At 67.0% G+C, this 21,511-nt stretch carries 21 protein-coding genes, 1 other RNA gene and 1 pseudogene; 10 read left to right on the forward strand and 13 right to left on the reverse strand.

Features of this window, described 5'->3' with window-relative positions:
• Positions 1 to 107 precede the first annotated feature (107 nt).
• Genes POL67_RS41210 through POL67_RS41220 form a run of 3 tightly spaced genes read left to right on the forward strand, consistent with a single transcriptional unit; the run spans position 108 to position 2,212 of the window.
• Entirely contained in the window at positions 108 to 803 is a 696-nt protein-coding gene (locus POL67_RS41210) for a TIGR00266 family protein (RefSeq protein WP_271926503.1), read from the forward strand.
• A 34-nt stretch (positions 804 to 837) separates the two neighbouring features.
• Positions 838 to 1,506, forward strand: coding sequence for a TIGR00266 family protein (locus POL67_RS41215; RefSeq protein WP_271926506.1), 669 nt, complete (start codon positions 838 to 840; stop codon positions 1,504 to 1,506).
• Between the two features lie 13 nt (positions 1,507 to 1,519).
• On the forward strand, positions 1,520 to 2,212 hold the full coding sequence (locus POL67_RS41220; protein ID WP_271926507.1) for a TIGR00266 family protein: 693 nt from the start codon (positions 1,520 to 1,522) through the stop codon (positions 2,210 to 2,212).
• Here POL67_RS41220 and POL67_RS41225 read toward each other — a convergent pair.
• Positions 2,190 to 2,318, reverse strand: coding sequence for a hypothetical protein (locus tag POL67_RS41225; protein WP_271926509.1), 129 nt, complete (start codon positions 2,316 to 2,318; stop codon positions 2,190 to 2,192). The two genes, POL67_RS41220 and POL67_RS41225, sit on opposite strands and share 23 nt — an antisense overlap.
• Positions 2,319 to 2,366: 48 nt before the next feature.
• Here POL67_RS41225 and POL67_RS41230 point away from each other — a divergent pair, with 48 nt between their 5' ends.
• Positions 2,367 to 3,881, forward strand: a complete 1,515-nt coding sequence (locus POL67_RS41230; RefSeq protein WP_271926511.1) for an FHA domain-containing protein — start codon at positions 2,367 to 2,369, stop codon at positions 3,879 to 3,881.
• A gap of 10 nt (positions 3,882 to 3,891) precedes the next feature.
• Entirely contained in the window at positions 3,892 to 5,589 is a 1,698-nt protein-coding gene (locus POL67_RS41235; protein ID WP_271926513.1) for a hypothetical protein, read from the forward strand.
• A gap of 5 nt (positions 5,590 to 5,594) precedes the next feature.
• Here POL67_RS41235 and POL67_RS41240 read toward each other — a convergent pair whose 3' ends face one another.
• The 6 genes from POL67_RS41240 to POL67_RS41265 all read right to left on the reverse strand — a co-directional run bounded on the left by POL67_RS41240 (position 5,595) and on the right by POL67_RS41265 (position 10,288).
• Entirely contained in the window at positions 5,595 to 6,104 is a 510-nt protein-coding gene (locus tag POL67_RS41240; RefSeq protein ID WP_271926515.1) for an ATP-binding protein, read from the reverse strand.
• Entirely contained in the window at positions 6,104 to 6,673 is a 570-nt protein-coding gene (locus tag POL67_RS41245) for a SpoIIE family protein phosphatase (protein ID WP_271926517.1), read from the reverse strand. The genes POL67_RS41240 and POL67_RS41245 overlap by 1 nt, the downstream gene beginning before the upstream one ends.
• Positions 6,674 to 6,676: 3 nt before the next feature.
• Positions 6,677 to 7,360 (reverse strand): anti-sigma regulatory factor, encoded by a 684-nt coding sequence (locus POL67_RS41250; protein WP_271926518.1) that lies wholly within the window; start codon positions 7,358 to 7,360, stop codon positions 6,677 to 6,679.
• Positions 7,361 to 7,406: 46 nt separating this feature from the next.
• The gene (locus POL67_RS41255; RefSeq protein WP_153823221.1) at positions 7,407 to 7,835 is read right to left on the reverse strand and encodes an STAS domain-containing protein; all 429 of its coding nucleotides are present in this window, start codon (positions 7,833 to 7,835) and stop codon (positions 7,407 to 7,409) included.
• Positions 7,826 to 8,842: an STAS domain-containing protein gene (locus POL67_RS41260; RefSeq protein WP_271926519.1), complete on the reverse strand. Its 1,017-nt coding sequence runs from the start codon at positions 8,840 to 8,842 to the stop codon at positions 7,826 to 7,828. Before POL67_RS41260 ends, POL67_RS41255 begins: the two co-directional genes overlap by 10 nt.
• Positions 8,843 to 9,160: 318 nt before the next feature.
• Positions 9,161 to 10,288, reverse strand: a complete 1,128-nt coding sequence (locus tag POL67_RS41265) for an esterase/lipase family protein (RefSeq protein WP_271926520.1) — start codon at positions 10,286 to 10,288, stop codon at positions 9,161 to 9,163.
• A gap of 157 nt (positions 10,289 to 10,445) precedes the next feature.
• On the opposite strand from POL67_RS41265, the gene POL67_RS41270 reads away from it, so the two are divergent.
• Positions 10,446 to 11,228, forward strand: coding sequence for a hypothetical protein (locus POL67_RS41270; protein ID WP_271926523.1), 783 nt, complete (start codon positions 10,446 to 10,448; stop codon positions 11,226 to 11,228).
• A 415-nt stretch (positions 11,229 to 11,643) separates the two neighbouring features.
• Positions 11,644 to 14,862: a DUF4215 domain-containing protein gene (locus POL67_RS41275; RefSeq protein WP_271926525.1), complete on the forward strand. Its 3,219-nt coding sequence runs from the start codon at positions 11,644 to 11,646 to the stop codon at positions 14,860 to 14,862.
• A 21-nt stretch (positions 14,863 to 14,883) separates the two neighbouring features.
• Here the strand turns inward: POL67_RS41275 and POL67_RS41280 are convergent, their stop codons facing one another.
• Positions 14,884 to 15,204 carry an oxidative damage protection protein gene (locus POL67_RS41280; protein WP_276076120.1) on the reverse strand — a complete coding sequence of 107 codons (321 nt, stop codon included), beginning with the start codon at positions 15,202 to 15,204 and terminating at the stop codon, positions 14,884 to 14,886.
• A 270-nt stretch (positions 15,205 to 15,474) separates the two neighbouring features.
• Here POL67_RS41280 and ssrA point away from each other — a divergent pair.
• Positions 15,475 to 15,822, forward strand: a transfer-messenger RNA (tmRNA) gene (gene ssrA / locus POL67_RS41285).
• Positions 15,823 to 15,946: 124 nt separating this feature from the next.
• Here ssrA and POL67_RS54380 read toward each other — a convergent pair.
• From POL67_RS54380 to POL67_RS54385, 3 genes and pseudogenes are all read right to left on the reverse strand, one after another.
• A pseudogene (locus POL67_RS54380) lies at positions 15,947 to 16,174 on the reverse strand (site-specific integrase); the annotation flags it as partial.
• Positions 16,167 to 16,922 carry a site-specific integrase gene (locus tag POL67_RS41290; protein ID WP_271926527.1) on the reverse strand — a complete coding sequence of 252 codons (756 nt, stop codon included), beginning with the start codon at positions 16,920 to 16,922 and terminating at the stop codon, positions 16,167 to 16,169. The pseudogene POL67_RS54380 and the gene POL67_RS41290, both read right to left, overlap by 8 nt.
• 109 nt (positions 16,923 to 17,031) lie before the next feature.
• Positions 17,032 to 17,439, reverse strand: a complete 408-nt coding sequence (locus POL67_RS54385) for a JAB domain-containing protein (protein WP_373372384.1) — start codon at positions 17,437 to 17,439, stop codon at positions 17,032 to 17,034.
• 26 nt (positions 17,440 to 17,465) lie between these two features.
• Between POL67_RS54385 and POL67_RS41295 the strand changes: the two genes are divergently transcribed.
• Entirely contained in the window at positions 17,466 to 18,599 is a 1,134-nt protein-coding gene (locus POL67_RS41295; protein ID WP_271926529.1) for an IS701 family transposase, read from the forward strand.
• A 7-nt stretch (positions 18,600 to 18,606) separates the two neighbouring features.
• On the opposite strand, the gene POL67_RS41300 is transcribed toward POL67_RS41295, so the two are convergent.
• Together POL67_RS41300 and POL67_RS41305 are read right to left on the reverse strand one after the other, a co-directional pair.
• Positions 18,607 to 19,611, reverse strand: coding sequence for a transposase (locus POL67_RS41300; protein WP_271926532.1), 1,005 nt, complete (start codon positions 19,609 to 19,611; stop codon positions 18,607 to 18,609).
• Positions 19,612 to 19,662: 51 nt separating this feature from the next.
• Positions 19,663 to 20,178, reverse strand: coding sequence for a transposase (locus POL67_RS41305; RefSeq protein WP_271926534.1), 516 nt, complete (start codon positions 20,176 to 20,178; stop codon positions 19,663 to 19,665).
• Positions 20,179 to 20,953: 775 nt separating this feature from the next.
• On the opposite strand from POL67_RS41305, the gene POL67_RS41310 reads away from it, so the two are divergent.
• The gene (locus POL67_RS41310) at positions 20,954 to 21,295 is read left to right on the forward strand and encodes a hypothetical protein (RefSeq protein WP_271926535.1); all 342 of its coding nucleotides are present in this window, start codon (positions 20,954 to 20,956) and stop codon (positions 21,293 to 21,295) included.
• Positions 21,296 to 21,511 lie beyond the last annotated feature (216 nt).

Below are 21,511 nucleotides of genomic sequence, written 5' to 3' on the forward strand. Positions count from 1 at the left end.
CTCCGTTATACCCTGCCCGCCTCTCGGCCGCCCGTGGGGGGAGCGCGTCGAAACGCACGCCGTCCCGGCCGAAAGACCTCCTCCCGAACGAATGGGGAAGGATTCGGATGCAACACATCGTCAAGTACGAGCCGACGTTCTCGATGCTCCAGGTGAGCCTCGCTCCGGGCGAGACGATCATCGCGGAGGCTGGGTCCATGGTCGCCCGCTCGAGCAGCCTCACGATGGAGGTCAAGCTCAATGCGGGGAAAAACGCCGGTTTCTTCGGCAAGATGAAGGCGTTCTTCATCGCGATCATCCGCAAGATCGTTGGTGGTGAAACCTTCTTCGTGAACCACTTCTCCAGCCCGCAAGGCGGCTGGGTGTGGCTCGCGCCCTCGCTCTCGGGCGGCATCAGGCCGATCCAGCTCGCCGGCAACTCCATGATCTTCAGCGCGGGTGCGTTCCTCGCGAGCGCGGGCGACATCGACCTGAAGATGCGCTGGGGCGGCCTGCGCGCGCTGCTCGCGAAGGAGGGCGCGTTCTTCATCGAGGCCTCCGGCAACGGGCAGGTCTTCGTGACGAGCTACGGCGCGATCGACGAGATCGACTGCAACGGCAGCTACATCGTCGACAACGGCCACATCGTGGGCTTCGACTCGTCGTTGAACTTCAAGATCCGCAGCGGCGGCGGCGGCCTCCTCGGCTTCATGGCCTCGGGCGAGGGCATCGTTTGCGAGTTCCAGGGCCAGGGCAAGATCCTCATCCAGTCGCGCAACACGAGCGCGCTCGTCGACTGGCTCACGCCGATGCTGCCGCCGTGAGGCGATGGGCAACCGGAGATAAGGACGAACAGCGATGCAAGTGAATCTTCTTTACCGCCCGTCGCAGTCGCTCGCGCAGTGCTGGCTGCAAAACGGCGAGTCCGTGGTCGCCGAGAGCGGGGCGATGGTCGGCATGTCGACCAACGTCCAGATGCAGACGCAGTCCGGCGGCTTCATGAAGGGCCTCAAGCGGCTCTTCGGCGGCGAGTCGTTCTTCCGCAACACCTTCACCGCGCAAGGCGGCCAGGGCGAGGTCCTCTTCGCCACGCCGCTCTGCGGGGACATGGCGGTGCTCGAAGCTGGACACAAGCAGTGGTGCATCCAGAACAGCGCCTACGTCGCTTCGAGCCCCTCGGTCGACGTGAAGACGAAGACCGGCGGCTTCAAGGGCATGTTCTCGGGCGCGGGCCTCTTCCTGCTCGAAACGCAGGGGATGGGCCAGGTCGTCATCGGCACGTTCGGCGCGCTCGAACAGGTGCAGGTCGACGGCAGCATGGTGATCGACACGGGACACCTCGCCGCGTGGGAGTCGACGCTCACGTACAAGGTCGGCAAGAGCGGATCCGGCTGGATCGCCTCGTTCCTCTCGGGCGAGGGCCTCGTTTGCCACTTCGAGGGGCAGGGCACCGTGTACCTGCAGTCCCGCAACGCCGCCGAGTACGGCTCGACGATCGGCGCTCTCTTGCCACCGCGCGAGCAGTGAAGAGGTCTTAACCGTGCGACACGAGATCCGTCACAACCCCGACTTCGGCCTGGTCCAGGTCTACTTCGACCAACCCGGCGAGCAGATCATCACCGAGAGCGGCGCGATGGTCGCGCGCGACACGGGCATCGAGATGAAGACGAGCTTGCAGGGCGGCATCGGCGGCGCCCTCAAGCGCAAGCTGCTCGGCGGCGAGAGCCTCTTCCAGAACACGTTCACGGCGACGGCGCCGGGGCAGAGCATGTGGTTCGCGCCCGCGCCCGAAGGCGCGATCGTGTGCATCACGATGCAGCCGGGCATGGAGCTCTTCCTGCAATCCGGCGCCTACCTCGCTTCCACGCCGGGCGTCACGCTCGACACGAAGTGGCAAGGCGCGAAGGGCTTCTTCTCGGGCGGCCTCTTCCTCATCCGCGCGTACGGCCAGGGCTACCTCTGGTTCAACTGCTACGGCGGCGCGCACGTGCTCGACATCGGCCAGCAGTACTACGGCTACATCTGCGACAACACGCACATGGTCGCGTTCACGCAAGGCCTGCAGTACAACATCAGCAAGGTCGGCGGCTTGAAGAGCCTCTTCCTCGGCGGGGAAGGCCTCGTGTGCAACTTCCAGGGTCAGGGCCGCCTCTGGCTCCAGACGAGGAACCCGAGCTCGCTCGCGTCCTTCCTCCACCCGTTCCGCCCGGTCAAAGCCAAATCTTCGGGTTGAACGTGAGCGCGACGAGGCCCGAAGTCGCGTTGGTCTCGTCGCGCACCTCGCAGCAGTTCCCCTCACCCCCGTCCACAAACGAGCATTGCGTTCGGCGGGGATCCATCGGTAAAGTACCTCTATCCGTCGAGCCACGCCTCGCGGCAACCCGTCTATGTGGAAGCTAACGATCGAGGACGACGAGGGGAAACAGACCGTACTCCCTCTCGCCCACGACGAGTACGGGCTCGGACGCGGCGAAGGTAACTCGATTCGCCTGACCGACCGCAACGTCTCGCGTAAACACGCGCAGCTCAAGCGGAACGGCCAGGGATGGTCGATCTCCGATCCATCGAGCTACAACGGGACCTTCGTCAACGGCGTCCGTGTCGTCGGGGATCAGGCGATCAACGGCGGCGACGTCATCCAGCTCGGCGACTACCGCATCGAGCTGGTCGACGAGTCGAAGGTGGTGCCTGCACCGGACGCGACGGCGCAACAAGGCGCGCTCGCGCAGGTGCCGGTCCATCAAAGGCCGAACCGCCTCGTCGTGGTCGTCGGGCCAAACCCCGGTGCCGAGTATCCGCTCGATCGCGAGCACTTCACGATCGGCCGCGCCGAAGAGGCGACGATCTCGATCAACCACAGCTCCGTCAGCCGCCTGCACGCCGAGCTCATCGCGCTCGGCAACGGCCGCTACGAGATCATCGACAAGGGCAGCGCGAACGGCATCCGCATCAACGGCGTGGAGCTGAAGCGCGGCATCCTCGAAGCGGGCGACGCGCTCGAGCTCGGCGACGTGCGCCTGCGGTTCGTCGGCGCAGGCAAGATCTTCCGCGCGGGCATGGGCCTCGGCGTCGACGGCCAGGCCATGCGGCCGATGGGCTCGTTCGACAACGTCGCGACGAGCGTGGGCACGCCCGCGCCGCCGCCGCGTGGCCCGAGCCTCGGCAAGCTCATCGGCATCGGCGCGGTGGTGGGCCTCGTGGTGATCGGCGTGATCATCGGGATGACCCGAAACCCGACCACGACCACGACGAACACCGTCGAAACACCGGAGATGAGCGCCTTCGAGGCGCAGGTCCTGAAGGAAGCCCAGGAGCTCGTCGACGCGAAGGACTTCGATCGCGCGCACACGAAGCTCCAGGCCATCAACGACAACTCGCCCGTCCGCGAGAGCCAGCCCTTCAAGGACATCGAGTCGAAATGGGCCGACTGGATGTTCAGCAAGGCCGATCAGCTCGAAGACGTGGCCGAGAAGAAGCGCATCTTGCAGCAGATCGCCTCCACGCCGAGCGTGAGCGCGGACCAGCGCAAGAAGGCCGCCGATCTGCTCCACGCCCTCGCCGGGCCCGAGCCGACGTCGCCCACGCCGAACAACGGCGGCGGCTCGTACGTCCCGCCAAACCCGGGCGGCGGGAGTTTCAACAACGGGAGCACGGGCGGCGCCACAGGCGGCGCCACGCCGGCAAAGTCGGCGGAGCCGACGGCGACGACGACGACGACCGCGCCGCCGCCCCCTGGACAGTTCGACGAGGCCGCGATCCGCAAGGGCCTCGAGCCGAGGGTCTGGTCCGGCAAGGCGAGCGAAGCGGACATCAAGATGCTCATCGCGATCTGCAGGCATCAGCGCGACACGGCCTGCAAGGACCGCGCAATCGCGATGCTCAAGCAAAAGCAGGGCGGCTGAGCGCGCGCCGATGACCGGTCGTCGTCGGCGCCGCGCGGCGGCCGCCGCCCCGCGCGCACAAGCCAAGAAATCCCCCGCAAAGGCCCAAGCCCCCGAGGCGGCGCCAAAGGCGGCCCCCGTGCCGCAGGAAGCGCCGCATACGGCGTCGCAGGCCAAGGACGCGCCGCAGGCCAAGGACGCGCCCCGCGTCGCGCCTGCGCCCACGGAGGCGGCAGCGCGGCCCACAGCGACGCCCGACGAACCCGAAGTGCCGCGCGTGAATGGTCTGCACTCGCAGGCCGTGATCGCGATCGTCACGCTCGCCGCGCTCGTCGCCGTGCCCTACCTCGCCCCGTCGCTCGCGCGCCTGCGCCTGCTCACGCCGCTGCCCGAAGGCGAAGGCCTCGTCGCGGTATCGCCCACGCCCGAGCCCGCGGCCTCCGTCGGCGAGACGGCGCTCGCGATGGAGACGACGGAGCAGGCCGAGTTGCGCCAGCCCGAGGAGGTCGCGCTCCCGCCCGCCGCAGCCGAGATCGTGCCCGCGGCGAGCACCACCGAGACGGGCAAACCCCCGCGATCGATCGAGGATCCCTCGGGCCACGCGCTCGACGCGTTTTACGGCCGCCTCGCCGCCGTCGAGCGCAAGGAACCGAAGGCGATCGCGCGCGTCACCTACTTCGGCGACTCGATCGTGGCGAGCGACTTCGTCACGGCGACGCTGCGCCGCAAGCTCCAGCGCCGCTTCGGCGACGCGGGCCATGGCTTCATGCTCATGGCGAACGCCTGGCCCGGCTACTTCCACAACGACGTCGTGCGCTTCGCGGCGCCGGGCTGGCAGGTCAGCCGCGTCGTCGGCCCCTACGCGAAAGACGGCTTCTATGGCCTCGGCGGCGTCTCGTTCCGCGCACAAGGCAAGGGCGCTTTCTCGCGCTTCGCGACCACGAAGACCGGCACCTTCGGACGCGCCGTCTCGCGCTTCGCCGTGAGCTACCTCGAACATGCCGACGGCGCTCCGATGAGCGTGAGCATCGACGGCGCCCCGCGGGAAACCATCGACACGCGCGCCGACGCCTCGGCCTCACGGCAGCGCGTCTACGAGGTCCCCGATGGCCCGCACGAGCTCGAAGTGCGCGCCGAGGGCCCGGGTGTTCGCGCGTTCGGCGTGACCATGGAGCGCGACGTGCCCGGCGTCGTGCTCGACGCAATCGGCATCCAGGGCTGCCGCATCCGCTTCCTCGACAAGAGCGACGACGCGCATTTCGCCGAGCAGCTCCAGACGCGAGATCCCGCGCTCACCGTCTTCCAGTACGGCATGAACGAGAGCGAAGACGGCGAGCTCTTCCCGCTCGATCAGTACGCGTCCACGATGAAGGCCGTGCTCGTGCAGGCGCGCGCGGCGCTGCCTCAGGGCTCGTGTTTGCTCATCGGGCCGATGGATCGCGCCGACAAGAAAGGTACGGGCTACACGAGCCGCCCTGTCGTGCCGAAGCTCGCAGCGATCCAGCGCAAGGTCGCGGCAGAGGTCGGCTGCGGGTACTGGGACACGCTGAGCGCGATGGGCGGGCTCGGATCGATGGGCGTGTGGGTGCAGCGCGGCCTCGGCGGGGCCGATCTCGCGCACCCGTCGAGCGCCGGCGCCGAGGTGCTCGGCGGCTGGATCTACCTCGCGTTGATGGAGGGCTACGAGGCCTTCCTCGCGCGGGGCGGCGGGCGCGCCGCGCCTCGCTGATCGAGCTACCGCGCGCTGCTCGGCCCGGACGCCGGGAACGCGCCGGAGCCGCCACGCGGCGGATCGAGCCACTTGATGCAGACGACGCGCAAGCCGCGGCCCGGCGCGTTCTCCATCTCGACGTGGCTCATCATGCGCGCCACGGCGCCGAGCCCGACGCCGAGCCCCTGCCCGCTGCGCCGCTGCGTGCCCGGCTCGAGCCTTCGCCCTTCGGAAAAACCGTCCTCGAACACGCTCGCGGGGTCGTCGATGCCGGGACCCGCGTCCTCGACGACGATGCGTATTCCGAGGCGCGGCTCGGTCACGGTCGAGAGCGCGAGCGTGCCCCGCCCGGCGAACTTCGCGACGTTCGAGATGAGCTCGGCGATGCAGATCGCGACCTCGCCCTGGGCCTTGGCGTCGAAGCCGATCACGGAGGCGTAGCGGCGGCCCTCTGCGGCGCACCAGAAGCGGTCGTGCTCGTTGCCGATTTCGAACGAGAGCGGCTCGGGCACGAGCGAGGGCAGCTTCGACATCAGCGGTCCAGGTAACGCACGACCACGCATGTCGCGTCGTCGTGCGATTTTCGATAGCCCTCGAGGACCGAGCGGGCGATCACCGTGGCGCTCTGGTGCTTGACCTGATCGATGTCGAAGCTGCCGGAAATTCCGTCCGTGTAGAGCGCGAACATGTCGCCGTGCACGAGGCCGTAGCGGAAGATCCGCACGTGGCGAATGCCGCGGCCGAGCACGCCGCGCGCGGGCAGCGGCTGGATCTTCTCCTTGCTCCACGAGCGGAGCGCGACGTTGCCGACGCCTGCGACGTCGAGCGTCGCGGTCTGCGCATCGACGCGCGCGAGCATCACGGCGGCGCCGCGCGTGCTGGCCACGGCCCTGTCGGCGCCGCGCAGGAGCATCTCGAGCGGCTCGTCGACGTGCTCTTCGACGAACTTGCAGAGCGTCGAGGCGGCGAGCGCCGCGTGGGGGCCGTGGCCGAGGCCGTCGGCGACGAGGATGAGCGTACGGGGCTTGCGCTCCAGAATGAGGTGTGCGTCGCCGCAGACGGTTTCCCCATCTGCGGGGCGCTCTGCCGTGCCGATGTCCACGGGCTACTCGGCGTACTTTCGGATGCGGACCGTGGTGCCGAGGCCGGGGTGCGTGTCGAGTTCGAACTCGTCGACGAGCCGCTTGGTGCCGCGGAGGCCGGCGCCCATCCCCCACTTCGAGCGATAAGCGCCGCTCAGGATCAGCGCCGGGTCGGAGATGCCCGGGCCTTGATCACGAGCGACGACCTCGATCCCACGCCGTTTTCCTTCGATCCGTCGGATCCGGATTTCGCCGGTTCCGGCGTACTGGAAGATGTTGCGCGCGAGCTCGGAGACGGCCGTCGCGACCTTCGTTTGGACGACCTCGGAGAAGCCGAGCTGCTTGGCCATGTCCTTGCCGAGCGTGCGGGCACGAACGACGTCGTGCTCGGCGCGAATCGGAACGCTGATGCCATCGGGGCGCGACTCGGCCTGCTGCTGCGGGGGCTCCATGGAGGAGATCGATGGAGCGTTCTCCACGGCCACGAGCGCGAGCAGGCTCTTACAGTTCTGGAGCTTCTCCGGCTCCTGCAAGAAGATGTTCAAGCCCGGACCGAGCTGCTGGACGAGCTGCGGGATCTCGGGTCGCGCCAGCATCTCGAGCCTCACGTTCGCTCGTCTCGCGGCGGACGTGAGGAGCGAGCGACTCGTCGGCTCCGAGAGGTACCGCCGCAAGATGGCGAGGATTTCCCCCGCGATCTCGTTCATCGATCGCGCCTCCTCCTCCACCACCGCGTCGTCCGGAAGACGTGGGTCACGCCTCGCCCTCCCACTCGTCCCCTTCGCCGGCGAGGTCGTTCGGCAGCCCCTCTGGCTGGAGTGAATCGAGCAGCGCGAGGGCGCGATCGAGGTTCAGCGCGGTGCGCACGCCGGGCAGCTCCATGCCCATCTCGACCAGCGTCATCGCGACAGCGGGCCGGAGCCCGCAGACCACGGTCTCCACGCCCATCAGCCTCGCCATGACCGCGAGGTCACGCAGGCTGCGCGTGATGTAGCTGTCGAGCACGTCGACGCCCGAGACGTCCACGACGAGCCCTCGCGCGTCCCCACGCTCGCAAGCGGCCGCGACGTCCTGCTGCAGCCGATCCACCACGGTGTCCGAAAGCGCGGTCTGGATCGATACGATCAGCTTTCCAGACAGGCGTACGATCGGGATCCGCTGCGTTTCCATCATCATGACCATCGGGCCCTCCTGGCCTCGCCCTCGCTCACCGTGTTTTGCCCGGTATCCTCGGCATCGAGCCACCGCAGACAGTAGCGAAGCCCGTGCTTCAAGTTTCGCAACGTTTCGAGCTGGCCGAAGTTGACGTCGAGATCGACCAACGTTTGCGCGACCGCGGGCCGGATACCGGTCAGCACGCAACGCGCGCCGATCAGCCCGACGGCCTTGACCAGCTTCATGAAGTGATCGGCGGTCGAGGTGTCGATCACCTCGACGCCCGTGAGATCGATGATGACGAACCTCGACTGACTACGCACGATCTCGTCGAGCAGTCGCTCCATCATCTCCGCGCTGCGCCGAGAATCGACCACGCCGATCACGGGCAGCGCGAGCACGTCCTCCCATAGGGTCAGGATCGGAGTCGAGAGATCCTGCACGGCCATCCTCAGCCGCGCGATGAGCTCCGACTTTTCCGACTCGCTGGCGACGAGCTCCTTGTTCCGCAGCGCGACTTCTTCCTCGAAGTTCTTGCGCGACTCGCTGCTGATGAACACCGAAACCGCACCCATCTGCGTCCCCGCAGCGTCGCGCAGCGGCGCCGCGTGCACCTCGTGCCACGCGCCCTCGGGCAGGTTCTCGTTGCGGAGGAAGACCTCGGCCGTCCGGACGGACTCGCCGCGGAGCGCACGGGCGTGCGGCAACTCCTCCAGCAGATAAGGCGTGCTCTTGTCGCCGTGCAAGTACACGGTCGACTCTCCCCATTCCTCCACGGGCGGAGCCTTGGGCGAAGGCTCGGTGCCATCGAGGACCCCAAGGAGCCGCTGGGACTCGGAGTTCGCCATGAGCACGTTGCCTACGAGATCGGTCGCCCACACGCCGACCGGGAGCTGGTCGAAGAGAGAACGCAGGCGCGCGTTCTCCGCGCGCAGCGAGGCTTCGGAGCGCTCACGCTCCTCGAGCTTCTGCTGAAGGGCCGCCAATTCGGCCTTCAGCCGCTCGATCTCCGAACCTCGAGTACCCTCTTCCAAACTCGCCTCCAGCAGAGCCGACGACGCACGCGCAGACGCTCAGGATATACACGAAGCGCATTCGGAAGACGACTGCTGCCGGCACGGTCACGCGAAAACGATCTGCGCCCATGGCTGCGGCCTGTGGGAAACCGCACCCGAACACAAGTTCGCCCCAAACAAGGGAACGCATAAAGGAAACGAGCCGCGGTTCAAGACAACGAAGCGTCAACGCTTCGCCGCTTCGTCCACGTCGTCCATCCTCGATAGCGCGTCCCGATGGGCGCGTACCGCCGGAAAACTGCTACGATGCCCCGATCGTGCTCTCCGCGCTCGCGGCTAATAACCGCGCTTGCGCAGCTCGGTGACGACGTCGGCGTAGAAGACCTTGTGCTTCCAACCGTTGCCGATGCCAGCCGAATCGCCGAAGAGCTGCCCCACCTCGTCGAGGTGATCCGCAGGCAAGCAGCCCCAGAACTCACCACGCTTCGAATCGACGACGCGCACGAGCCCGTCGTTCGGGTACGGGTCGCCGAACCCGCCGTCGAGGATCGACTCGAAGACCGAGAGCAGCGGATCCACCGTGTCGAGCTTGCCCTTCCACTCGGCGATGAACGGCAGCGAGACATCGGCGTCGCAACTATCACCGCCGATGTGTAGGTCCGTGCGTCCCGCGATCGAGGCGTAAAACACGCCCGGCTCGTCAGGATGCGCCTGGTTGAAGGCGGCGATCCCGGGCTGGCTGAAGAGCTCGAGGGGCTTCCACACGTTCGTCTGCTCGCCGAACTCGTCGTAGAGCGGCGCGCCGATGAGCTCAAGCAGATCACTCACCACGTCCTGCGCGGCCGGATCACTCACGAGGTCGAGCGCGATGTCCGCGACGCGGGATCCGCCGTGCGGCGTCGCCACCGTGACCACGCTGGCCACGAGATCGGGCCTCAGGTTCGCCGCGACGCGCGCGTCGAGTCCGCCTTGCGAGTGGCCGATGATGTTGACTTTCTCGTGCCCGGTGATCGTGAGGATCTGCTTGATGTGCTCGACGAGCTGGGCGCCGCGAAAATCCGAGGAGTTGAACGGATCGACCGCCGGCGTGAACACGTTGAGCTCGCCCTGCGACGCGAGATGGTCTTTGACCTCGTAAAAGTAGGTCACGAACCCGGCCCCGGCGAAATCTTCGAACCCAAAGAATCCGTGCGAGAGCACGAGCGGATAGGGCGGCCCGAGCTTCACCTCGCTCCCGCCCGAGCCGCCCGAGCCGCTCGAGATCGAGGACGACGCGGACGACGCGCCGCCGTCCCCGCCCACGCCCGCGCCCGTGAGGACGCCGCCGTTCCCCCCGTTGCCGCCCGCGGGAATCCCGCTCGACGCGGTCTCTCCGGCCGAACCACACGCAGCGGCGAGGCCCATCAAAACGAGCGCACACGTAGGCCACACATGCGCGGCAAGCGTCCGGTCGAAGAACCGCATTTCCATCCCTCCGAAGGCGTGAGAAGGCAGCATCACGAGCGTCGAACGACGCCCTCGTCGCGTCAAGAATGCGCGCCCGTGGAAAGACGAGATCCCATCCGATGGGAGCCTCGACTTTGCACCCCGACGCGCTGGACGTTCGGATAGCTTGGAGCGCATGCACGTGGCCTTTCCCGACCCCTCGCGCCGCCGCAGCGCGTGGTGTTCCGTCCTCGGCGCCGCCGCGATCACGCTCGTCCTCTCCGGCTGTGGCGGATCGGCGGAGCCCGCGAACGATGCATCGCAAGCGAAGAAGCCTGCGCCCAAGGTCGACGTCGCTGAAAGCCCCGAAGCGCCGAAGGAGGAGCCCGTCGCGTTCCCGACGGCGTGCGCGAACGAGGGCTCGGAGCTCTGCGTCCCCCCGAACGCCTTCGTGCGCCGCCTCTGCGCCGCAGGGATGCCCGAGATGGCGCTCGCTTTGTTTGCGAAGGGCACGCCGTGGGTGCGCGGATACCTGGCCCGCGCGACCGAGGCGTGGGACGCGTCGGGCGGCCCGTCGTCGAGCAACAAGCTCGCGTTCGAGGAGGAAGTGATCATCCTCGAAAAGCGGACGCCGAACACCGGCGGCATGGTCGTGAGCGGCGCGAGCGGCAGCTACGACGTGCTGCGCTGGAACGGGAGCTGCGCCTCGCTTCAGGCCGAGGAGATCCGGATGCGCGTGCCCCCCGAGCCGCTCCACGCCGAGATCCCGTGGCGCAAGCTCGACGACAACGTGCAAGAAGCGCTGATCAAGGACGAGAAGATCGCGACGCGCGCGGCCGAGCAGAAAAAAGAGTGCAAGGGCGTGTCGTCGGGGCAGACGAACGCGAAGTGCGAGAAGGCGCAGAAAGCGCTGGGGAAGGCGATCGTGGCGTTCGTGCGCCGCGGGGGCGCGCTCCCGCCGCCGCCCGCGCTGCCGTGAAAGAAGAAGGAGAGGCTTCGTGCCAAGTCTCGCGAAAGGCTTGGGGATCGCGGCGATGACGTTTCTCGCCGCGGCCTCGATCGGCTGCCGCCAGGACGACGATCCGGACAGCGCGGACGAGCTCTGGACGCGGATCCAGGACGCGAAGTTCCGCACGTAGACGCGCGCCCGGCTACGAGACCCGGAAAGGTTCGAGCGCGCGTCATGGGACCTCGGTGGAAATCTTCATGAACGACGTGATCGCGGACGCGCCGTCGATCTGCACCGATTGCCACGCCGTCGGCGCGGACATGGTGCGCGCGTTTGATCTCCCGCCGTGACCCTGTTCGCCTCGCACGAATTTGATCTGCCGGCGAAACAGTTTGTCCGATAGTGGGGCGCCGGACGGACCGGCCACAGGTTCGGGGTTTGTCCCATGAAACGAACACGCTGGATGGTGACGCTCACGACGGCGGCCTTGCTCGTCGCGTGCGGAGGAGAGGAACCCGGAGGCTCGGGTACGACGACGAGTTCGAGCGGCAGCGGCTCAGGATCCGGCGGGCTCGGCGGCGCGGGCGGCACCGGTGGCATCGGTGGGGCCGGTGGATCCGGCGGCATCGGCGGCATCGGCGGTTCGGGCGGCACCGGCGGCGAAGGCGGGGCCGGCGGCGCGGGCGGCATCGGCGGTGCAGGGGGCGCGGGGGGATCCGGCGGCATCGGCGGCGCGGGCGGCGCAGGAGGATCCGGCGGCGCGGGTGGTTCGGGCGGCGCGAGCGCGCTCTGCGGAGATGGATCCGTCGAGGGCGCGGAGGGCTGCGACGATGGCAACACCGTCCCGTCCGACGGGTGCGACGATCAATGCGCCGTCGAGCTTGGCTGGACTTGTGACGGCGCGCCGAGCACATGCAGCGCGCTCTGCGGCGACGGCATCCTCGCGGGCGTCGAGGCCTGCGACGACGGCAACATGGCCCCGAACGACGGCTGCGACAGCACATGCGCCGTCGAGCTCGGGTGGACTTGCAACGGCATGCCGAGCGCCTGCGCGACGAGCTGCGGGGACGGCATCTCCGCAGGCAACGAGGCCTGCGACGACGGCAACACCACGGCGAACGACGGCTGCAGCGACGCCTGCGTCGTCGACGCTGGATGGACCTGCACCGGCGCGCCGAGCGCATGCGACACGACCTGCGGTGACGGCATTTCCACGGGCAATGAGGCCTGCGACGACGGCAACACCACGGCGAACGACGGCTGCAGCGACGCCTGCGTCGTCGAGGCTGGATGGACCTGCACCGGCGCGCCGAGCGCATGCGCCGCGACCTGCGGCGATGGGCAGAAGGTCGGCGCGGAGAGCTGCGACGACGGCAACACCACAGCGAACGACGGCTGCAGCGACGCCTGCGTCGTCGAGGCTGGATGGACCTGCACCGGCGCACCGAGCGCATGCGCCACGACCTGCGGCGACGGCATCCCCGCGGGCAACGAGGTCTGCGACGACGGCAACACCGCGACCGACGACGGCTGCCTGCCCTCCTGCCAGGCGCCTTCCGGCGACTCCTGCGCGGAGCCCCTCACGCAGAAAAATGCGCTCGTCATCGGCAACGTCCATCGATGGAACCTCGCCGAAGCAAGCGTCGCGACGGCCAACGGCGCGTTCGCCTGCGACCCCAACGGCACCGGCCCGGACGCGGTCATCAAGTACGTGAAGACCTCGCCGGACCTCGCGAATGGCGGCAAGCTCCTGCACGTCGAGGCCCGCACCTCGCAGACCGCCGCGAGCGCCCTGCTCGACATCGAGATCATGAGCGGCACGTGCGACCCCACGCTCGCCGTCTCGGAGAAATGCCTCTGGTACAAGCAGATGTGGGGCGCGAACGTCGACGGCCCGCCCGGGACCTATTTCGTTTGGGTTGCAAAGAATGCGCCCGGCGCGCCCTTCCCGCCCGTCGCAGTGACGATCGAGGAGATCGATCCCGCGGCCGCGGAAGGCGAGGGCTGCTTCGCGCCGTACACGACGGCGAGCGCGAATTACACGCCGCCTGCGCAGCCCGAGGACCCGCACGTATGGGCGCTCCCGGACACGGTGAACGCGTTCGACATGGCCGCGACCTGGGGCGAGCCGGGCTCGATCTCCTGCGACAACCACACCACCTACGGCGACATCCACGGCGTGGACGCGGTCATCGAGTACGACAAGGCCTCGCCCACGAGCATCCTGCAAGTCGAGGTGCAGAACCTCGATCCGGTCCTCACGCAAAGCGCGCTCAACGTCGAGGTCCTGAACGAGTGTGATCCCGAATCACCGACGAAGGTCTCGTACAACTGCCGCGCGAACGCCGACGCGCACAACCTCTCGTTGCCAGCGCCCCAGGGCCCGCTCTACGTCTGGGTGAGCACCGAGGCGACGAGCCAGGACTTCAACGGCGCGACCGTGAAGATCCGCGAGATCAACCCCGGCCTCGGCGAGAGCTGGGGAACGGCGGAGCCCCTCACGGCTGGCACAGTCCCCATCACCCCGACGTCGACGATGCGCCTCGACGTGCCGAGCTGCTTCCCCGCCGGCGTGAACGTGCACTGGTACGTCTACACGGTGCAAAACGGCGGCGTCTCGCTGCAATCGAACCCCCCCACGGGCACGCTCGCGCTCTTCGGCGAAGGCAACCAGCAGATCTTCTGCGGCCCGGGGAGCCCCCTCGCGAGCCTCGGAGGCGCCTACCCGCCGGGCACGAAGTTCTACCTCGCGGTGCCCGTGGGCGGCACCATCACGTCGCTCGCGGTCTCGGACATCCTCTACAACGGCGTGAAGACGCTCGTTCCGCTCGGCGTCACGTTCCCCTCGTCGGCCTCGACGACGTACGGCATGGCCGTGAGCGGCACGGAGATCTTCCTCGGCGGCCTGAGCAAGGTCTTCCAGTTCCCGATCGCGGGCGGCGCGCAAGCCGTCGAACGAGGCACGGCCGACGGCCTGACGACGACGCACCTCGGCTACGATCTCACGTTCGCAGACGGCCAGCTCTTCAGCGTCGACAGCACCACGACGGCGAGCGCGAACCGCCTCTTCCGCATCCTGAACGGCACGACCTGGGGCCCGACGACCTGGGATCTCACGCCGTCCTATCCCGCGACCTCGGGCTCCTACACGGTCGCGTTCGACGGGACGAACGTCTTGCTCGCGACACGAAATACGGCGGGGAAGGTCGACTTCTACGCGTTCCCGACGACGGCGCCGAGCGCGGCGGTGCACCTCGGGACGAACACGAGCGTGGACTCGGTGGTGGGCCTCGCGGCCGACACACAGTTCCTCTACGTCGCGGGGCGCGAGGTGAGCACGTCGAGCGAAGGCGTCCTCCGCATCCCACGCGCCGCCATCACGAGCGCAGCGACGAGGCTCGCGACGGTCAACACGGACAGCGCGGGCCCGACGAACATCGAGCTCGACGACCTCGTCGCCCCGCAGCACCTCTACGTGCGCTCCTATGGCGGATTCATCCACGCGGTCGTGGATCCGGCGGGCGCTGCGTTCACGCACATCCCGAGCATCTCGACGCTCGGCGACACGACGGACTACGCGATGACGTTCGACCGAGCGACGAAGACGCTCTACTTCGTGGAAACGTTGACGGCCACGAGCGGCGCGGTCTGGAAGATCCAGTGATCCGCGCCGCCGCCCGCCCGGCTACTTGCTCTCCTCGGGCTTGAAGTCGGGCGGGAGCGCGGCGCCCTCGCCGAAGAAGTACTTCTCGCACTCGGTCATCCAGATGCGCTGACCGTGCTCGCTCATGAGGTCGAGGCGGAACTCGTTGATGAGCATCTTCGAGTGCTCGAGCCACATCTTCCACGCCTGCTTGGAGACACCATCGAACACGCGCTGGCCGAGGGGCCCCTTGAAGGGCGGCTTCTCCATCCCTTCCGCCTCCTGACCGAGCTTCACGCACTGCACCATCCTCGCCATGTCGACCTCGCTGGGAAGAGCCTTCACCCGGCTGGGGGCGCCCATCCGGCGCCACCCTGGGGGTCCCTCTCCGTCTAGTCGAGGCTCGAAAGGTCGTCGAGGGGCGCGCCGAAGACGCGCAAACGTTGACGGTCCCAAACACAAGCTCCAAGCATCACGGAAGCCTCGCCCCAGGAGCTGAGGGTACGGAGGAGGGGCGCGAGCCGAGCTCGTCCGCTCGCAACGTCCGAAGCGCCCGAACGAGGGGTTGACGCCAAAGGCTGGTGTCCTATGCTTTCGGGGCTCGGGCCTGACGAAGGTCCGAGGTCACCACGAGGGGGCGATCGGCTTCGACGTGGGGACCGAAGGTTCATCTGCGTGCTGGCGGCTCCTGCTCCGCCTACCAAGCGGGACGTTATACGTGCGAACGACAACGCATACGCTCTCGCGGCCTAAAAACCGACGATAGCCGTCCGACGGAGAGATCGTCCTGGTATCCGAAGGGTGTCAACTACAAGGGCTGGACCAAGCGAGGACGCCCTCGATAGCGCGGTCGAGATCAGCGAGGGATAGGTCGCGGCCGAATCCGCGGACCCAGTCGCAGGGGATACGGCGACTACGCACGTGAACGAAGGTGAACTGTAGGCCTTGCGGACCCGGGTTCGATTCCCGGCGCCTCCACAATCTTTTCGCATACTTGCGGCACCCGCGGACGTTTCCGGGACGAAACGCCGCTTCCGAGCAGCGCATCCGGTAGAGGCGGGAAGACGTTCCCGAACCCGTCTCGCACGGCTTCCGCCTCACGGATGTAGATCTGCGTGGTCCGGAACTCCGTGTGTCCGAGCCGTTGCATGATGGTCAACGGGTTCTCGCCTCGGATGGCGAGCCACGTTGCCGCGGTCGCCCGAAGGTCGTGCCATGTCAGGTTCTTCCGCGTGCGGTCGCGCACGAAGAGGTCGGGGCGCTCGACCTTCGCCTTTTTCAGCAGGGCGCGGAGCGACCGGGCGAGGTGACGATCGTCCGGGATGTCAATCACTTCGCCCTGCCCTCCGGATTCTGCGTGCAGCGCTTCGAGGAGCGGGCGGACGTGCGGCTCGACCGAGAACCGGCGCGCCGTCTCGCTCTTCGTCGTGCTCGCCTGCCCTTCGCGGTCCCGTCCCGCGGTGCACGTGCATCACCCATCGGTCGAGGTCGATGTCCTCCCATCGGAGCGCCCGAAGCTCGCTCGCCCGGATGTAGAGGAAGATGGCGACGGCAATCGAGCGCCGCCAGGCGAGCGAGATACCCTCGCATGATACGAGGGTCAGGAACTCCGCCGGGAAGAGATACGTTTTCGCCTTTTTGACCCCGCGCTCCGGCCCTGGTACGCCGTGCGCCGGGTTCGTGTCGCGCACCAGCAATGCGCGCACCTTCGAGGAGCACGCGTCCCGGAAAAGCTTGGCCACGAGCCCCCATACGTTGACGGCCGTTTTCCACGTGATTCGCTCTTCCAGCACGGCTCCGTCGAGCGTCTCGACGAACGCTTCGAGGTCGTCTCGCGTCACGTCCGCCAAGGGCTTTTCGAGCACGTGAGGGTCGAGCCATTTGGCGAGAATGCCGCTCGCCTCTTCGGCCGTGACGATGCCGCACGCTTTCCGCACCGCGCACCAGCGCTCGACGTACGCGGACAACGTCTCGCCCCCCGATGCCGCTTTCGCGGTTCCCGCGGGCGCACGCGTCGCGTTTTCCTTCGCTGCACGCTCGGTCAACACCATGGCCTTTTCGCGCGCCATGGCCTCGGACATCCCCGGGGGCATGCATATCCGATTCGAGCGCTTGCCATCGGGCAGCGTGATGCGGACGTCCAATGGTCGCCATGGCGAACCGCGGTTCCCGTTCTCCGTCGCGGCATGGCTATGCGGCCCTCCGGAGGTAGGGAATCCAAAGCTTCGGGTCGACCGGTTCAACCGGTAGCAAGCCACTGTCACGGAACGAGAAGTAGCTGCGCCCCGCGGCCACGATGACGTGGTCCGAAAGCGGAACCCGCAATACCTCGCCCGCGTTGTACGCGAGGATCGTCAGAATCAAGTCATCGAAGCTAGCACTACTCTGCCATCCTGACCGACCCTGCCCGCGACCTGACGCGTGCCGAGCTTGATCTACGGCCCTTCGTGGTCTGCCGTGGCGAAAAATTTGGCCCAGCGTCTTCCCTTGCGCTGGTTTGCCCGCGTGACCGCCGTCAAACCCACATTCGAGAGTGACGAACTTCCTGAGGAACACTGGGAGCGCGAGTTCGAGCACTGGTTTGCACCGTTCCTGCACGAGTTCGGCTACCCGTCCCAGCAGAAGTGGGGCCGGTCTACCTACGTGGGCTGCTCGGGCCAGGCGACCGCAAGAGCATCGAGCCGATGGCCGCGCGAGTTTGCCCAGGTGAGACGCAGCAGCTTCACCCCTTCATCTCGACCTCTCGCTGGGACACGGCCGGGCACGAGCGCGTGCTCCTCGAGAAGGCTGGAGCGCTCGTCGGCGGCAAGAACGCCCACCTCATCATTGACGACACCGCAATTCCAAAGAAGGGAACGCACTCGGTCGGCGTCGCGCATCAGTACTGCGGGCAACTCGGCAAGAACGCCAACTGCCAGGCTCTCGTCTCCATCACGCTTGCGCGTGACGAGGTGCCCGTCCCGGTCGCGCTCCGGCTTTACCTCCCGAAGGAATGGGCGCGCGATCCAGAGCGACGGCGACGCGCGAAGGTACCCGAGGACGTGGTATTCCGGACGAAGTGGCAGATCGCGCTCGCCGAGATCGAGCGCATCATGCGCAGCGGCATCGAGTTCGGCGATGTCTTGGCGGACGCGGGGTACGGCGCGTGCGCCGCGTTCCGGCGTGGGCTTTCGGAGTTGAAGCTGAAGTGGGCAGTGGGCGTGAATCCGAACCAGCTCGTCTATCCGAAGTCCGTTCGTGTGGCCGCGCCCGAGCGAACACGACCAGGCGGGCGTCCGCCAAAGCGTGGGAAGGTGTCGGCTGCTCCGAGGAAGGCGCAGGAGGTATTCTCGACGCGCGCAAAGAACGGCTTCAAGGAGGTACAATGGCGTGACGGGACGAAAGGCCCGCTCTCCGCGTCGTTTGCCGCCATCCGCGTGCGTGTGGCTGATGGGCCGAAGGTCATCGGACACAATCGTGGGCCAGGCGAAGAAGCCTGGCTCGTCTGCGAAAAGCGCGCGAACGGCGTGCGGAAATATTACCTTTCGAACTACCCGCCCGACACCGAACTCGGAACGCTCGCCTCGGTGATCAAGGCGCGCTGGGCTTGCGAGCAAGCACATCAGCAGATGAAAGAGGAGCTCGGACTCGACCATGTCGAGTGCCGCTCCTGGCACGCGCTGCATCATCACGCGCTCCTGACGATGATGGCCTTCGCCTTCCTTCAGCACCTACGCAACGCCGAAAAAAACGCTTGGGCACAGCGGCCCACCGCCTGAACCGTCGCTACCGGAGATCCGGCGGCGACTGATTCAAAGGCTCGCTGCGCCCATGAGATGCGCGCGGTGCGGAGCGACGGTGCGGGCGCTCGTGCCGATATGAAGGTGTGGTTGGTGGTGGCAGAGTAGTGCTAGCAGCCCGTGGATCTATGCGACAACAATCGCGATCCCGACATAGCGCACCTGACTCGGGCGCATCCCGGGAGAATCGTGCCAATTGCCTCGACATGCCTCGCGCCACAGTCGCCATGGCTGCCCATATCACCAAAACGGCAAGGGCGAAGCCCTTCCGGGCCGCGGCCAGGCCTCGCGGGGTCCCTGCGCCGAGGATTTTGCGGAGTACGAACCCCAAGTTGAGCGCAGCGACATGGGCCAGGTAGCGTTTTCGCACGTTCTCCCGGCCCCTGACTCGGCCCCTTCTCATTCCGCCCGTCTCGCATGCATGCGCGAATGTTCGCTCGATGAGTTCTCCGCGTTTACGTTGAAGTGCGCGACCTTTCGGACGACGCACGCGGTATCGATTTCCGTAAAACGCTTGCTGCATGTCCCAGCCCTTGTCTCCCCACTTGCGGACGGACTGGCTCCTCTCTGGGACATAGGTGCGGTAGCCGGACTCCTTCAACGAGAGGAGCAGCTTGGCCTTGTGATACCCCTTGTCCGCCACGACCTCGATCACGGCCCGCTCGAGCTGCACGTCGCCGCTGCCGCCTCCCGGCGGTGGTACATCGTCCGAATCACGCTCCTCGCTGTCCTTCGCCTGCTCGACGTTCGCGCGCGCCTGCTCCAGGCTTTGCACCATCGTCGCCGGGTCAGCGTGGTCCGCTGAATAGACCTCTGCTGCGACCACGACGCCCGTGCTCATATCGACGACATGTTCGGTCTTGTAAGCCAGTCGCGTGCGGCCATCCTTGAGTTTCGTGATGCGGGCATCTTCGTCCGTGGCGCTTTTCCAATCCTTGTTCGACGTCTTCTTGCCCTTGCGCTTCCGGTCGAGCCGACGGGCATCCTCCACGGTCAGATTCTCGATGCCTTCCTCTTTCGCCAGCCGCTTGATGAAGTCCGCTTACACCTCGCCCGTTTCACGCCGCACGATCGCCTTCATCGAGGCATCCGAGCGCAGATACGCCGAGTCCACGCCCATGACTTTGCCCTGGAGAAGCCCGGAGCGATTGACCACCCCGAGCACGAACGCGAACATCGCCTCGAAGACCTCACTGCCGAGGCGCTTGCGCATCTTGGACAGTGTCGAATGATCGGGCACCGTTTCGCCCGGCAACAACCCGAGAAACTCCCGCAGGGCCAGCGAGTCCGAGCATCGCCACTCGAGCCCGCGCTCGGACTCAATCCCCTCGAAATAACCGACCAGCAGCATCCGAAAGTAGAGCCCCAGCGCGATCGACGGCCTGCCCGCCGTCCCGTCGGCCTCGAAGTACTTCGCGCACGCCGCCTCCATGGCCCGGTCAAACCCGTTCTCACGCAGAAGATCGTTCAGCTTCTCGTAAAACCGGTGCCCCGGCGACCGCGGCAGCGAAGGCGCTGCCACCCAGAGCGGCGCCTGCTTCTCCTGTCTTCGACCCATCGACATGACGCGGACAAACTACCATCGTCGCCAGTTCCTGTCGATCCTCCTTCGGGATAAGTCCACGGGCTGTTAGGTGGCGGCACCGGGATTGCTCTCTGGGCGAGCACTGCGCCCGGCGCCGCCACCCAAGGCCGGCGGCCCCTCTCCGAGGTGCCCCCACGCGATACGATCTTCGATCCTCCCTCGTGGCATGCGCGATTTTTCGCCTGGCTCGCGAGCCTACCTTGGCGGGCCCGCGCATGGGTGCTCGCCAAGAGGCAGGCTCCGCGCCTCTCCAAAAGCTTGCCACCTGTCCCAAGGCGCTTGCCCCCCGAGTCGACGAGGGTTTCGGTGGGCCTGGTGTCGCGGAATGAACGCTTCGAATACCTCCTGCTCGAGCCCCTGCGAGCCCCACGCGAGTACCAATCGGCCGTAATAGCCGTCGCGCGAAGGGGCAGTTCCTTCGTAATCAAGGTGGCAACGCGTATGCGGACGGCCTGGTGCATTTCGCGGCATCGCGGATCGCACCCGAGACCGACGGTACCGTCCCGCTTTCGCGTCTCCGAGACATCCTCTGCGACCAATCCTTCGACAAGATGGTTCTGCCGGCGCTGATTCGGCTCCGGGACGGCGGCTTCGTCGAGCTTGTCTCCGAGCCAGACGACGTGCAGGGTAGCGGAGGCTCGGCGTGGCGGTTCCACCGTGTGAAAATGCTGGTGCAGCCGTGAGTGCACGAAGCCGCCAGGAACCGGAGCTGCGATTGCCGACGGCATACGCGCGCGGGAGCGATGGCGTGTACTACGTCGAGGAGTCCTTCGTCGATGACTCGTTCGGAGCGCGCCGGGTCCCGATCACGCGCTACGCGCTTTGGCCTCGGGAAGCGGCTGAATTCAACGCGCGCCCCAAGATCCAGCAGCGCTACGCCCCCTACGCCATCGGCTGCGATGGGCTCATTTACGTCGGGGACGATAAGCTCATCGGGGTTTCGGGGAGAAAGGTGTTTCGTGGGGTCCCCGTCGATTCGGACCTCGCGGCATGCATCGCCGAGGAGATCTACAGGCTGGGCTCCGATGTCGTCGCTCTCGCGCGCATTGCGAGGAAGCAGCAGGCAGGGGCGAAGACACGCTCGGTATGAGTTTCGAATCCGTCATCGCGTACTTGGGGTGAGTGGTGCCGGGGCGGTTTCATCGCCCGAGGTGATTCAGCGGTGGCGCTTTATGTGGATTGAGTGGAGCACGACGAAGGGGCTTTTCTTGCGCCCAGGACAGACCCAGAGCAATCGTACGATGTCTCCGCTCCGGATTACCGCGCCAGACCATCCAAAGGATCGTGGCTGATTCCAGGCGAGGTG

The sequence above is a fragment of the Polyangium mundeleinium genome (genome assembly GCF_028369105.1).
Taxonomy (GTDB): domain Bacteria; phylum Myxococcota_A; class Polyangia; order Polyangiales; family Polyangiaceae; genus Polyangium; species Polyangium mundeleinium.

Excerpts from the sequence above, each read along its gene's own strand:
- POL67_RS41225 (WP_271926509.1), bottom strand. The coding sequence starts at position 2,318 with ATGGATCCCCGCCGAACGCAATGCTCGTTTGTGGACGGGGGTGAGGGG.
- POL67_RS41250 (WP_271926518.1), bottom strand. The coding sequence starts at position 7,360 with ATGAACGAGATCGCGGGGGAAATCCTCGCCATCTTGCGGCGGTACCTC.
- POL67_RS41265 (WP_271926520.1), bottom strand. The coding sequence starts at position 10,288 with ATGCGGTTCTTCGACCGGACGCTTGCCGCGCATGTGTGGCCTACGTGT.
- POL67_RS41280 (WP_276076120.1), bottom strand. The coding sequence starts at position 15,204 with ATGGGCGCCCCCAGCCGGGTGAAGGCTCTTCCCAGCGAGGTCGACATG.
- POL67_RS41240 (WP_271926515.1), bottom strand. The coding sequence starts at position 6,104 with ATGTCGAAGCTGCCCTCGCTCGTGCCCGAGCCGCTCTCGTTCGAAATC.
- POL67_RS41270 (WP_271926523.1), top strand. The coding sequence starts at position 10,446 with ATGCACGTGGCCTTTCCCGACCCCTCGCGCCGCCGCAGCGCGTGGTGT.
- POL67_RS41305 (WP_271926534.1), bottom strand. The coding sequence starts at position 20,178 with ATGGGTCGAAGACAGGAGAAGCAGGCGCCGCTCTGGGTGGCAGCGCCT.
- POL67_RS41235 (WP_271926513.1), top strand. The coding sequence starts at position 3,892 with ATGACCGGTCGTCGTCGGCGCCGCGCGGCGGCCGCCGCCCCGCGCGCA.
- POL67_RS41255 (WP_153823221.1), bottom strand. The coding sequence starts at position 7,835 with ATGGTCATGATGATGGAAACGCAGCGGATCCCGATCGTACGCCTGTCT.
- POL67_RS41215 (WP_271926506.1), top strand. The coding sequence starts at position 838 with ATGCAAGTGAATCTTCTTTACCGCCCGTCGCAGTCGCTCGCGCAGTGC.
- POL67_RS41230 (WP_271926511.1), top strand. The coding sequence starts at position 2,367 with ATGTGGAAGCTAACGATCGAGGACGACGAGGGGAAACAGACCGTACTC.
- POL67_RS41275 (WP_271926525.1), top strand. The coding sequence starts at position 11,644 with ATGAAACGAACACGCTGGATGGTGACGCTCACGACGGCGGCCTTGCTC.
- POL67_RS41210 (WP_271926503.1), top strand. The coding sequence starts at position 108 with ATGCAACACATCGTCAAGTACGAGCCGACGTTCTCGATGCTCCAGGTG.
- POL67_RS41290 (WP_271926527.1), bottom strand. The coding sequence starts at position 16,922 with ATGTCCGAGGCCATGGCGCGCGAAAAGGCCATGGTGTTGACCGAGCGT.